This window comes from Streptomyces sp. NPDC051219, from assembly GCF_040682335.1.
GTDB lineage: Bacteria > Actinomycetota > Actinomycetes > Streptomycetales > Streptomycetaceae > Streptomyces.
In genome coordinates this window covers 139,817-152,584 of sequence record NZ_JBFBAS010000014.1, presented here as the reverse complement: position 1 = coordinate 152,584, position 12,768 = coordinate 139,817, and the positions used below count along the sequence as shown (strand labels likewise).

Sequence of the window (12,768 nt, the reverse complement as noted above, 5' to 3'; positions counted from 1 at the left end):
CACAGGCCGGCCCATGCGCACCAGTGATGACAGCCCGGCCCGTCCGTACCATTTCGGCGCAATACCCGGCACGGCGGGAACCGTCGTGGAAGCCGGACCGTCCAACCGCGGTGCCGCCGGAGAGTCTCCGCAGGACGGTGTCGGCCTCGCCGCTGGCTGCGACCGTCGACTCCCCTCTCCAACCGCCTGCGGCCGGCAGCACACCGCCATCGGCGCGCCCCCCTCCGAAGCGCCGGTGGCGGTCACCCCGCCTCTCGAACGACAAAGCTCGGGCGGGTCTCTTGACCTGGCAGTTACTTTCCGGATATCCGTGACTCCTTGGAAGTTTCCTTCACAGCACGGCCGGAAGGAGCTCACGTGCAGTACCGCACCTCCAGACGCACCCTGCTCACCGCGACCGCCGCGGTGGCCGCCGCGGCGGCCACCGCCCCCACGTCGGCCGCCGACGAGCCGGACCGGGCAAGGAACCGGGACCGGGACCGGCTCATGCGGCTCATCGCCCGGATGAGCCTCGAGGAGAAGGTCGGCCAGCTCTTCGTGATGCGGGTGTACGGACACTCCGCGACCGCCCCCGACCAGGCCGACATCGACGCCAACCTGAAGGAGATCGGCGTCCGGACGGCCGCCGATCTGATCGCCGACTACCACGTCGGCGGCATCATCTACTTCACCTGGGCCCACAACACCCGGGACCCGCACCAGATCGCCGACCTCTCCAACGGCATCCAGCGGGCCGGACTCGCCCAGGCCACGCCCGTACCGCTGCTGATCTCCACCGACCAGGAGCACGGCATCGTCTGCCGGGTCGGCAAGCCCGCCACCCTGGTGCCGGGTGCGATGGCGCTCGGCGCGGGCGGCTCCCGCTCCGATGCGCGCCGGGCCGCACAGATCGCCGGCGCCGAACTCGCCGCCGTGGGCATCCTGCAGAACTACGCGCCGGTCGCGGACGTCAACGTCAACCCGGCCAACCCGGTGATCGGCGTCCGGTCCTTCGGCTCGGACCCGCAGGCCGCTGCCCGGCTGGTGGCTGCCCAGGTCAAGGGATACCAGAGCGCCGGAGTCGCCGCGACGGCCAAGCACTTCCCGGGACACGGCGACACCAAGGACGACAGCCACTACGCCTTGCCCACCATCCACCACACCCAGGAGCAGTGGGAGGAGCTGGACGCGCCTCCGTTCCGGGCCGCGATCGCCGCCGGCATCGACTCGATCATGACCGCGCACATCGTCGTCCCGGCGCTGGACCCGGCGCTGGACCCGGCCACCCTCTCCCGCCCGATCCTCACGGGCATCCTGCGGGAGAAACTCGGCTACGACGGAGTCGTGGTCACGGACTCCCTCGGCATGGCGGGCGTACGGCAGAAGTACGGAGACGACCGGGTACCGGTGCTCGCCCTCAAGGCCGGCTGCGACCAGCTGCTGAACCCGCCGAACCTGGCCGTGGCCTGGAACGCGGTGCTGAAGGCGGTCAAGGACGGCGAGATCACCGAGGCGCGGCTCGACGAATCGATCCTGCGCATCCTGCAACTGAAGGCGCGTCGCGGGCTGTTCCGGGATCCGTACGTCACCCACCGGGGTGTCGACCGGACCGTCGGGGCCCGCTCGCACCTCGCCGCAGCGGACCGGATCGCCGAGGAGACCACCACCCTCCTCGCCAACACCGGTGGACTGCTGCCGCTTTCCCGGCTCCGCGAGCCGAAGCTGCTGGTCGTAGGAGCGGACCCGGCCTCGCCGTCCGGGACGACCGGTCCGCCGACCACCGTTCTGGTGCAGGCCCTCACGGAACTGGGCTTCGCCGCCACCGCCCTCTCCACCGGGATCACCCCGACGGCGGCGAAGATCAGCGAGGCGGTGGCCGCCGCACAGGGCAAGGACGCCTTGATCGTCGCCACGTACAACGTCTCGGCGACCAGCCCGCAGCGCACGCTGGTGTCGGAGCTGGCCGCCACCGGGGTGCCCGTGGTGACCGTCGCGATCCGCAATCCGTACGACATCGCCCGGCTCACGGGGTTCGGGGCGAGCCTCGCCACGTACTCCTGGACGGATGTCGAACTCCGGGCCGCCGCCCGGGTCATCGCGGGCCGGGCGGAGCCGTCCGGCCGGCTGCCCGTCCCGGTGCAGCGCTCGGACGACCCCACGCAGGTGCTATATCCGATGGGGCACGGATTGACGTACTAACCTCGGTTCATCTGGCGTGTGCCCGCTCCGGCGGGCCACGCTGGGTGCACTCACCGGGGGGTTATATGGGCAAGTTGCCGTACACGGGGGTGTTGTGCGCCCTGCTGCTGTCAGTCGTCCTGACCGGCTGTCAGAAGCAGCCGGCCGGCGGCGAGCGGCCGGAGGCGAGCCTCGGCGACGGCTCCGCCGCCGTCACGCCCTCGGAGTACGGGGCGACGTTCCTCGGCACGGCGGAGTGCAGTTCACGCGCCCAGGGCGAGTTCCGCGAGGTCTCCTGCACCAGCGAGAAGGCTGCCGCCCGGGTGCTGGCACGGCACGACGGGAGCCGGAAGACCGGCCCGGCCTGTCCGTCCGCCACCGACTTCGTCTTGCACATCAGCGAGAGCGCTCCGGTCGTCGAGAACGGTCCTGGAGCGGTCGGAGTGCCGGTGACCGTGCCGACCGGCTACGCCTGCATGCGCAATCTCGAGGCCCCGCACCCGGGCGACCCCGGGATGGGCGGCGGCCCGCTGACAGTGGTCGGCGACTGCGTCTACAGCTCGCGCAAGGGCCAGGTGAAGGAAACCGCCTGCGACGGATCGGCCGAGTACGCACCCGGGTTCCGGGTGGAGCGGGCGGTCGCCGCGCGCGCCGAATGCCCGCATTCGACGGCGCTGTACGTGCAGTTGGGCGGCGAAAAACCGGTGGGCTGCGCCCGCCGCGTGTGAACGGCTGGCGCAGCCCCTCTCGAACCGGTCGTTGCTACGGGCGGAGCGTCGGCTCGCGCTCGATGTCGTACCTGTCGAGCTTCGCGTCGGACTTCGCCAGCGGCTTGGCCTTCGCCGGGTTCTCCTGGACGGCGGCCGGGGCGACGCCCGCCCACTCCAGGATCTCGGCGGTGGCCTTCGCCTTCTGGTCCGCGAGCAGACCGGCGACGTTGGCACCGTGGTTGGCGCCCGGCGCGGTGAAGACGTAGCTGTCACGCGCGCTCTTGCCGAGGCGGAACGGCTCCGCACCCCACGGGTCGTTCTCGCCGTACACGAACATCATCTGCTTGGCGTTGTGACGCACCCAGCTGTCCACGTCGTCCATCACCCACGGCTTGAAGCGCATCGCGATGTCGCGCGGCACGAAGTTCCGCGGCGGCTGGTAGCCGTAGCGGCTGAGACCGTCGAGGTGCGGAAGCTTGATCGCGGGGGAGCCCAGCTCGGTGCCCGCCTGGTAGTAGTACGGCGTGTACGGCGCCAGGCCCTGGTCCGTGTAGAAGGAGAACCCGGAGATCGCGTCGACGATGTCGTAGATCTCCTGGTCGGAGGCGGAGGCCGGGGGGATCGTGTCGCAGTCGGACGCCAGGCTGTACTGCCAGAAGGCCCACACGAAGTCGAGGACGACGGCCTCGTACGCCTTGTCGAGGCTGCCGACCGTGGTGAAGGTGGCGCCGTTGGCCTCGGCCCACTCCTTGTACTTGGCCTGCAGCGGCTCGCGCCGGACCAACGCCTCGCGCTGGACCGAGTTCAGCTTGTCGCGGCACTCCTTGGTACCGACCGTCTCGAAGAACCGGTCGTACGCCGAATCCTCCTTGTTCACCACGTCGTTGGGGGCCACGTACGCGACGACGCCGTCCATGTCGCGCGGGTAGAAGCGCTCGTAGTACGTGGCGGTCATGCCGCCCTTCGAACCACCCGTGGAGAGCCACTTCTTGGCGTAGATCTTCTTCAACGCCGAGAAGATGCGGTGCTGGTCGCCGGCGGCCTGCCAGATGTCCAGTTTGGCCCAGTTGGCCGGCTCCGGGCGGGACGGCGTGAAGAAGCGGTACTCCATAGACACCTGGTTGCCGTCGATGATCGTCGTCGGCTCGCTGCGGCGCGGGTTGGTGTTGACGCTGTAGCCAGAAGTGAAGAAGACCGTGGGGCGGTTGGTGTCCTTGTGCAGCAGGGTGATCCGCTGCTTGAAGGAGCCCTTCTGCGGGTTCCGGTGGTCGACCGGCTGTGTGTAGTTCAGGACGAAGAAGCGGTAACCGGGGTACGGCTTCTCCTCGATGAGGCTCATCCCCGGTATCGCGAGGATCCGGTCCTTGATGTCCGTGCCGACGGCCGGCTCGGCGGCGGTGGCCGCCCCAGCGGTCGCACCGGCCGCACTCACAGTGCCTATGAGCACCACGAGTGACAGCAGCCATCTGAGCGCCTTGCGCATTCACCCTCCCCTTGGTTCACGACTGTCGCCGTGAACCTAGCGGGGGCAACGCACCGGCCGCCAGACCCAGTTGAAAACGAGCGTCAGGTCGGGCGCGGGTTCAGCAGAGTATCCAGCCGGATGCGGCCGATTTACTTCCCACCGAACCCGTCACCCGCACACAGCGGTTCACCGCGTGCACCGTCACCGGGCCCGCCATGCGCGTGAAGCGGCCGCTGTCCTTGACGGCCCGTCCTCCACGCGGCTGGATGCTGACCGACATCTGCCGGCGGACACCCGGCCGCCGGGAGATCGTGACCGCGCATGCGTGGGTGCGTGTCTTGTAGACGTGCACCTGGCCGGTGGCGAAGGGAACCGTCTTGACGAGCCGCCCGGCGCACGGCGCGGCCGCCTGCGCGCTGGGCGCGCCCGGTACCCCCAGAGCCAGGGCCAGGGCCGACGCGCACACGGCCAGGCCGCGCGCGGGCAGCCTGCTCTTCGAACCGTCGAACACGTTTCTTCCCTTCCGCCGCGTGAGCGTACACGCGTACGGACGCAGGCCGGCCACCGACTGGTTGCGACCGATTCAGGCTGCAGCCGGTTCGTCCTCGCCCACGAAAGTGCGCCAGAGCTCCGCATAGCGCCCGTCGAGCTTCAGCAACTCGGCGTGCGTACCGTCCTCGACGACCCGGCCGTGGTCCATGACGACCACACGGTCCGCGCGGGCCGCCGTGGTCAGGCGGTGGGCCACCACCAGCGTGGTGCGCCTGCCGGTGAGCCGGTCCGTGGCCTGGTTGACCAGTGCCTCGGTCGCGAGGTCCAGCGCGGCGGTGGCCTCGTCGAGCAGCAGCACGTCCGGGTCGACCAGTTCGGCGCGTGCCAGCGCGATCAGCTGCCGCTGGCCGGCCGAGAGATTGCGGCCGCGCTCCGCGACCGTGTGCAGGTAGCCGTCCTTCAGGGTGGCGATCATGTCGTGGGCGCCGACGGCGCGGGCCGCCGCCTCCACCTCGGCGTCGGTGGCGTCCGGCCGCCCGTACGCGATGGCGTCGCGGACCGTGCCGGCGAAGAGGTAGGACTCCTGCGGGACGACACCGAGGCGGTGCCGGTAGCCGGTGAGGTCGAGTTCGCGCAGGTCCGTCCCGTCGGCGGTGACACGGCCGGAGGACGGGTCGTAGAAGCGGGCGACCAGCTTGACGAGGGTGGACTTGCCCGCGCCCGTCTCCCCGACGAAGGCGACGGTCTGGCCGGCCGGGATGGCGAGGTCGATGCCGGAGATGGCTTCCGCCTCCGCATCCGCGCCCTCGGCCCCTCCGGCCCCGGCCTTCGAATAGGCGAAGTGCACGTCCTCGAAGGCGATTTCGCCGCGCAGCGACGAAACCTCGCGCGGCCGCGCCACGAGCGGTGTGGTGGTCGGCTCCTGGAGCAGTTCCTGGATGCGCCGGAGGGAGACCGTCGCCTGCTGGTAGCCGTCGAAGACCTGGGAGAGCTGCTGCACCGGGGCGAAGAACAGGTCGATGTAGAGCAGGTACGCCACGAGCGCGCCCGTCGTCAGGGTCCCGGTCTCAACCCGCCCGGCGCCCACGATCAGCACGGCGGCGGCGGCGACCGAGGACAAAAGCTGGACGAAGGGGAAGTAGACCGATATCAGCCACTGACCGCGCACCCGCGCCTGACGGTAGCTGTCGCTCCGGTCGGCGAAGCGCTCGGCTCCGGTGCGCTCGCGGCGGAAGGCCTGGACGATGCGCAGTCCGGAGACCGACTCCTGGAGGTCGGCGTTGACGGTACTGACCCGCTCGCGTGCGAGTTCGTACGCCTTGACCGACTTCCGCCGGAAGAAGACCGTTCCGACGACGAGCACGGGCAGGGTCGCGAACACGACCATCGCCAGCTGCACGTCGATGACGAGGAGCGCGAAGAGAATGCCGAAGAAGGTGAACACAGACACCACGGCGGTGACCAGACCGGTCTGCAGGAACGTCGACAGAGCGTCCACGTCCGTCGTCATCCGGGTCATGATGCGGCCGGTCAGCTCACGCTCGTAGTAGTCGAGCCCCAGCCGCTGCAACTGCGCGAAGATCTTCACGCGCAGGGCGTACAGCACCCGCTCGCCGGTACGCCCCGTCATACGCGTCTCGCCGAACTGTGCTGCCCACTGGGTGAGTACGACCACCAGGGCCAGCCCGGAGGCGAACCACACCGCGCCGAGCGCGACTTGCTGGACACCCTGGTCGATGCCGTGGCGGATCAGAACGGGCACCAGCAGCCCGGCGCCCGCGTCGACGGCCACCAGCAGCAGGCTGATCAGCAGGGGCGTCCCGAAGCCGCGCAGCAGCCGCCGCAGACCGTACGACTCCTCGGCTCCGGCGGCCCGCGTCTCGTCGACGTCCGGGCTATCGGTGGCAGGCGGGAGTGCGGCGACCTGGGCGAGCAGCTCGGGGGTGGCCGGCATGCCCGCGATGGCGGCGGCCATGCCGGGCCCGCCCGCGGCGAGCTGGGCGGCGGTCGCCGGGCGGCCTCCGGTGTCGGCTCCACCGCGTTCGGAGCGGCGCCACAGCTCAGGGGTGACTCCGTCGACGACACGGCGTTTGGAGCTGACCGGCTCCGAGTCGATCTCCGCCTCGATCTCGATGTCCAGATCCAGGTCCAGCTCGCGGTCGCGCTCGGCCCCGGAGGCCGCGCTCTCCCGGTCGAAGCCATGCGAGGCCGCGGCGACAGCGGCGGCCGCAGGGTCCGGGGATCCACCGGCCAGTTCGTCGGGGTCGGTCAGCAGCCGACGGTAGAGGGCGGAGCGCCGCTCCAGTTCCCCGTGCGTGCCGACGTCGGAGAGCCGCCCGTGGTCCAGTACGGCGATCCGGTCGGCCAGCGCCAGGGTCGAGCGGCGGTGCGCGATCAGCAGGGTGGTACGCCCGGCCATCACCGACCGCAGGGCCTCGTGGATCTCGTGCTCGACCCGCACGTCGACCGCCGAGGTCGCGTCGTCGAGGAGCAGCAGCCGGGGGTCGGTCAGAATCGCGCGCGCCAGGGCGACGCGCTGGCGCTGGCCGCCGGAGAGGGTGAGGCCGTGCTCGCCGACCTTGGTGTCGTACCCGTCGGGCAGGTCGGCGATGAAACGGTCCGCCTGGGCGGCGCGCGCGGCGGTGCGGATCTGCTCCTCGGTGGCGTCCGGCAGGCCGTACGCGATGTTGGCGCGGACGGTGTCGGAGAAGAGGAAGCTGTCCTCCGGTACGAGTCCTATGGCGGCCCTGAGGGAGTCCATGGTCAGCTCGCGCACATCGTGGCCGCCGACGAGGACGGCTCCGGCGCTCACGTCGTAGAAGCGTGGCAGCAGCAATGAGACGGTGGACTTTCCGCTGCCGGAGGCTCCGACCACGGCTACGGTCTCGCCGGGCTCGATGGTGAGGGAGAAACCGTCGAGGACGGGGCGGTCCTCGGTGTAACCGAAGGAGACGGAGTCGAACTCGACGGTCGCGGGCGCGTCGGCCGGCAGCTCCTTCGTACCGTCCTTGATGGACGGCTCGGTGTCGATCAGTTCCAGGACCCGCTCGACGCCCGCCCGCGCCTGCTGCCCGACCGTGAGCACCATGGCGAGCATCCGGACCGGGCCGACGAGCTGCGCGAGGTACGTCGAGAACGCGACGAACGTGCCCAGGGTGACCTGGCCCCGGGTGGCCATCCAGCCGCCGAGCGCCAGCATCGCGACCTGCCCGAGCGCGGGGACGGCTTGCAGGGCGGGGGTGTAGCGGGAGTTGAGCCGGATGGTCCGCAGCCGGCCCGCGTAGAGCCGGCGGCCCGCCGTGCGCAGCTTGCCGGTCTCCTGCTCCTCCTGGCCGAAGCCCTTGACCACCCGGACGCCGGTGACAGCCCCGTCGACGACGCCGGCGACCGCTGCGGCCTGCCCCTGGGCGTACCAGGTGGCGGGGAAGAGGCGGATGCGGCTGCGTTTGGCGATGAACCACAGGGCGGGGGCGACGGCGAGGGCGACCAGCGTGAGCAGCGGGGAGAGCCAGGTCATGATCACGAGCGAGATCACGAACAGCAGGATGTTCCCGATGGTCATCGGGAGCATGAAGAGAAGGCCCTGAATCAGTTGGAGGTCGCTGGTCGCGCGGCCGACGACCTGGCCGGTGGACAGCTCGTCCTGGCGTCTGCCGTCCAGCCGCGTGATCGTCCCGTACATCCCGGTGCGCAGATCGTGCTGGACGTCGAGGGCGAGGCGGCCGCCGTAGTAGCGCCGGATGTACGTCAGGACGTAGACGAGGAGGGCCGCGCCGACCAGGGCGCCCGCCCAGGGGGCCAGGGGCCGCGTCCCCCCACCGATGACATCATCGATGATCACCTTGGTGACCAGCGGGACGAGGGCCATCACGGCCATGCCGGCCAGGGACGATCCGAGCGCGAGAAGGACATGCAGCCGGTACCGCCAGGCGTATCGCGCCAGCCGCCGTGCCCAGCCGTCCTCACATCGGGACGCCTCGCCCTGCTCTGCCGCCGCCACTGGTGCCTCCCGTCGTACCACCGCTGCCGGAAGGCACCAACGCGGCTACCGGCGGATTTCATCCCGCCGCAACAAAACCGTTCCGGTTGCCCGGGGCGGTGCTACGCCTACGGGACCGCCGTGACCAGCGGGACCGCCGGTGCTTCGGGAACGGCGGGGACCGCTTCCTGAGGCGCGGCCGGCGGGATGAACGCCGTCGTCGGGGAGGCGGTGGGGTTGAGGTCCTTGTGCACCACACGCGCCACGGCCTGGATGGTGTTGACGCCGTCGGTCATCGTCTTGTTGTCGTGGGTGAGCACGGTCATCGTGTAGTTGTGCCCGGTGCCCGTGAAGGCACCGATGCTGTGCACGCGCCAGCCGTACGTGGCCCGCTGCAGCCAGCCGTTCTTGACCTGGACGACGACCCCCGCCGGGGCACCGGCCGGGGTGCCCCAGCGCTGGGACGCCACGACACCGCGCATCAGGTACAGCACGTACCCGCGGGAGCTCTCGGTCAGCACGGTGTTCTTGACGGTGAGCATGGAGAGCAGGCGGGCCTGGTCGCGGGCGGTGATCCGGGTGAGCCCCCAGTAGCCGCCGGAGCCGGGAACGGTCTGTGTCATGCCGACCGCGGTGAGGAAGGCCTGCACCTTCGCCACGCCCAGCTGCTTCCACAGGGTGCTGGTCGAGGCGTTGTCCGACTTGGTGATCATCGCGAAGGCGAGGTTCTTCTCGGTCGCCGTCAGCACGCGGTTGTTCTTCTGCGCGTCCAGCAGCAGCGCGCCGAGCACCGTCACCTTGACGACGCTCGCGGAGTCGTACGCTCGCGCGGGGCCGAGCGAGCAGCTGGTGCCGGTGGTGCGGTCGAAGACGGCCACGGAGGTCGTGTAGGTCCGGCCGCCGAGAGCCGTGGTGATGTCCTGGGAGAGCTTGGCTGCCAGTTCCGGCTTCCCCGTACAGACCACGGCCGGCGCGGTGACCGCGGCGGCGGGCGCCGCTCCCGCGGCCACGGGCACGAGCACGCCCGCGGCGAGCACCGCGGAGAGCCCGCCGCGCGCGCGGCGGGATATTCGGTGGTGAGTCATGGAGGCTTTTCCCGTCCCCTGATGTGTGAAGCGGCGCGCCCACCGGCGCACCCGCCCCACATGACTCACCGACGTAAAGGAATGGTTGTACGGTTGCCGATCACACTTCGGAATCAGAGGTGCGTCGGCGCGAACATCCGCAGCAGGGCGGGCAGCACGACCACCGAGGGACCGGGCGTGCCCAGCGCCTTGGCGAGGTCCTCGCCCACGGTCTCCGGCGTCGTGCGGACCGCCGGCACCCCGAAGGACTCGGCGAGCGCCACGAAGTCCGGCCCGGCCAGCTCGGTGGCGGTGGCCTCGCCGAACGCGTCGGTCATGTACTCGCGCAGGATGCCGTAGCCGCCGTCGTCCACGATCAGCCAGGTGACCGGCAGGTCGTACTGACGGGCGGTCGCCAGCTCCGCGATGGAGTACATCGCGCCTCCGTCGCCCGACACGGCGAGCACCGGCCTCGTACGGTCGGCCACGGCCGCGCCGATGGCGGCTGGGAAGCCGTAGCCGAGACCGCCCGCGCCCTGGCCGGAGTGCATGGTGTTCGGTTGCCGGGCGTCGAAGGCGGACCAGGCCCAGTAGCCGAGGATCGTCATGTCCCAGAAGCACGGGGACGTGTCCGGCAGGGCCGCCCGTACGGCCGCGAGGATCTCCTGCTCCAGGGTGAGGTCCTGGCTCGCGATCCGCTCGCGCACCCGGGCGAGCACCGCACGGACGGACTCGGCGGCGGCCGGGTCCTGCCGGACGTCGGGCACGGCCTCCAGCAGGGCAGAGAGCGCGAGCCGCGCGTCCGCGTGGATGCCCAGACCGGCGTAGTTGGACTCCAGCTTGCCGAGGTCCGCCTCGATCTGGATGACCTGGCCGCGCGGCTTGAACGTGTGGTAGTTCGAGGAGAGTTCGCCGAGACCCGAGCCGACGACCAGCAGGACGTCGGCGTCCTCCAGGAAGTCTGTGGTGTGCCGGTCCTCCAGCCAGGACTGGAGCGAGAGCGGGTGCTCCCAGGGGAACGCGCCCTTTCCGCCGAATGTGGTGACGACAGGGGCGTTGAGCTTCTCGGCGAGCGCGAGCAGCTTGCCCGAGGCGTCGGCACGCACGACACCACCGCCGGCGATGACCGCCGGACGCTCCGCCTGTGCCAGCCGGTGGGCGGCCACGGCGATCAGCTCGGGCCGGGGGTGCAGCTCACGCGGAGTGGCGTCCATGGCCGTGACGACCGGCAGGGACGTCTGCGCGAGCAGCACGTCCTGAGGGATCTCGACCCACACCGGCCCGTGCGGGGCGGTGAGCGCGGACTCCCAGGCGGCGGCGATCGCGGAGGGAATCTGCGAGGCCGTGCGGACGGTGTGCACGGACTTCACGACGTCGCGGAACGACGCCTGCTGGTCACGCAGTTCGTGGAGGTAGCCGTGCCGGCCGCCGCCGAGCCCCGGGGTGGGAACCTGGCTGGAGATGGCGAGAACGGGCGCGGAGGCCGCGGCCGCCTCCTGGAGCGCGGCGAGCGAGGTGAGCGCACCGGGACCGGTGGAGAGCAGCAGCGGGGCGACCTCGCCGGTGATCCGGCCGTACGCGTCGGCGGCGAAGCCGGCGTTGTTCTCGACACGAAGGCCGACGTACTGCAGCGAGGAGCGGCGCAGCGCGTCGAACATGCCGAGCGCGTGCTGGCCGGGCAGCCCGAAGACGGTGGTGGCGCCCAGACCGTGCAGCGTCTCGATCAGGAGGTCGCCGCCGTTGCGACCGGCCGGCGGGGCCAGCGCGGCAGCCGTCTGCTCGGCCGTCAGCCGCGGTACTTCGTGGTGGTGGTCGTGGGTCACTTGGCGGCCTCGGTCGCACGCGACTGGGCAATCTGGCGGGACATGATCGTGGTCAGCTCGTACGCGGTGTGGGAGGCCGCGACACAGGTGATCTCCGCGTGGTCGTACGCCGGCGCCACCTCGACGACGTCGGCCGAGACGAGGTTGCACGAGGACAGCCCGCGGATGATCTCCAGCAGCTCGCGGGAGCTCATCCCGCCCGCCTCGGGGGTACCCGTGCCGGGCGCGAAGGCCGGGTCGAGAACGTCGATGTCGATGGAGATGTACAGCGGCCGGTCGCCGATGCGCTGACGCAGCTGGTCGGCCACTTCGTCGGCGCCACGGCGGTAGACGTCGGCCGACGTAACGATGCCGAAGCCCATCTTGGCGTCGTCGTCCAGGTCCTGCTTGCCGTACAGCGGGCCGCGGGTACCGACGTGGGAGAGGGCCTCGGTGTCGAGGATGCCTTCCTCGACGGCGCGACGGAACGGCGTACCGTGCGTGTACTCGGCCCCGAAGTAGGTGTCCCAGGTGTCGAGGTGGGCGTCGAAGTGCAGCAGCGCCACCGGGCCGTGCTTCTTCGCCACCGAGCGCAGCAGCGGCAGCGCGATGGTGTGGTCACCGCCGAGCGTCATCATGCGGGCGCCGGTGCCGAGCAGATCGTCGGCCGCGGCCTCGATCGTCTCGACGGCCTCGTGGATGTTGAAGGGGTTGGCGGCGATGTCACCGGCGTCCGCGACCTGGGCGAGCGCGAAGGGCGAAGCGTCCTGGGCCGGGTTGTACGGGCGCAGCAGCCGCGACGCCTCGCGGATGGCGTTGCCGCCGAAGCGGGCACCGGGGCGGTAGGAGACGCCGGTGTCGAAGGGCACGCCGACCACGGCGACATCGGCGGTGCCGACCTCGTCGAGCCGTGGCAGCCGGGCGAACGTGGCCGGTCCGGCGTACCGCGGGACGCGGGACGAGTCGATGGGGCCGCGCGGCTCGGTGCTGCTCATGGGGGGCTGCCTTCCTGGGGTGCGCTTCGGTACTGCGAACTGCTGATTAGTACGGGTTGTGCTGCTTCGAGTGTGCCTGTACCCCCTTGCGGGGGCACAGGGCG

The 12,768-nt window shown here is 70.9% G+C and carries 8 protein-coding genes; 2 read left to right on the top strand and 6 right to left on the bottom strand.

Annotated features, from left to right (window positions below):
• Nucleotides 1-357 precede the first annotated feature (357 nt).
• Together AB0M62_RS18500 and AB0M62_RS18495 are read left to right on the top strand one after the other, a co-directional pair.
• Complete coding sequence (locus tag AB0M62_RS18500) at nt 358-2,178, top strand: glycoside hydrolase family 3 protein (RefSeq protein ID WP_366075267.1); 1,821 nt, start codon at nt 358-360, stop codon at nt 2,176-2,178.
• A gap of 65 nt (nt 2,179-2,243) precedes the next feature.
• Complete coding sequence (locus AB0M62_RS18495; protein WP_366075266.1) at nt 2,244-2,885, top strand: hypothetical protein; 642 nt, start codon at nt 2,244-2,246, stop codon at nt 2,883-2,885.
• Between the two features lie 34 nt (nt 2,886-2,919).
• Here the strand turns inward: AB0M62_RS18495 and AB0M62_RS18490 are convergent, their stop codons facing one another.
• The 6 genes from AB0M62_RS18490 to speB all read right to left on the bottom strand — a co-directional run bounded on the left by AB0M62_RS18490 (nt 2,920) and on the right by speB (nt 12,664).
• Nucleotides 2,920-4,350, bottom strand: a complete 1,431-nt coding sequence (locus AB0M62_RS18490) for an aminopeptidase (protein WP_366075265.1) — start codon at nt 4,348-4,350, stop codon at nt 2,920-2,922.
• A 100-nt stretch (nt 4,351-4,450) separates the two neighbouring features.
• A complete protein-coding gene (locus AB0M62_RS18485; protein ID WP_366075264.1) occupies nt 4,451-4,843 on the bottom strand; it encodes a hypothetical protein in 393 nt (130 codons plus the stop codon).
• Between the two features lie 72 nt (nt 4,844-4,915).
• Nucleotides 4,916-8,824, bottom strand: a complete 3,909-nt coding sequence (locus tag AB0M62_RS18480; RefSeq protein ID WP_366075263.1) for an ABC transporter ATP-binding protein — start codon at nt 8,822-8,824, stop codon at nt 4,916-4,918.
• A 107-nt stretch (nt 8,825-8,931) separates the two neighbouring features.
• The gene (locus AB0M62_RS18475) at nt 8,932-9,888 is read right to left on the bottom strand and encodes a serine hydrolase (RefSeq protein WP_366075262.1); all 957 of its coding nucleotides are present in this window, start codon (nt 9,886-9,888) and stop codon (nt 8,932-8,934) included.
• A gap of 113 nt (nt 9,889-10,001) precedes the next feature.
• Nucleotides 10,002-11,690 carry a thiamine pyrophosphate-binding protein gene (locus AB0M62_RS18470; RefSeq protein ID WP_366075261.1) on the bottom strand — a complete coding sequence of 563 codons (1,689 nt, stop codon included), beginning with the start codon at nt 11,688-11,690 and terminating at the stop codon, nt 10,002-10,004.
• A complete protein-coding gene (gene speB, locus AB0M62_RS18465) occupies nt 11,687-12,664 on the bottom strand; it encodes an agmatinase (protein WP_366075260.1) in 978 nt (325 codons plus the stop codon). Before speB ends, AB0M62_RS18470 begins: the two co-directional genes overlap by 4 nt.
• Nucleotides 12,665-12,768: the final 104 nt, after the last annotated feature.

What these genes read in the sequence shown, in the direction of transcription:
- speB (WP_366075260.1), bottom strand. Translation starts at nt 12,664, where the DNA reads ATGAGCAGCACCGAGCCGCGCGGCCCCATCGACTCGTCCCGCGTCCCG.
- AB0M62_RS18495 (WP_366075266.1), top strand. Translation starts at nt 2,244, where the DNA reads ATGGGCAAGTTGCCGTACACGGGGGTGTTGTGCGCCCTGCTGCTGTCA.
- AB0M62_RS18490 (WP_366075265.1), bottom strand. Translation starts at nt 4,350, where the DNA reads ATGCGCAAGGCGCTCAGATGGCTGCTGTCACTCGTGGTGCTCATAGGC.
- AB0M62_RS18475 (WP_366075262.1), bottom strand. Translation starts at nt 9,888, where the DNA reads ATGACTCACCACCGAATATCCCGCCGCGCGCGCGGCGGGCTCTCCGCG.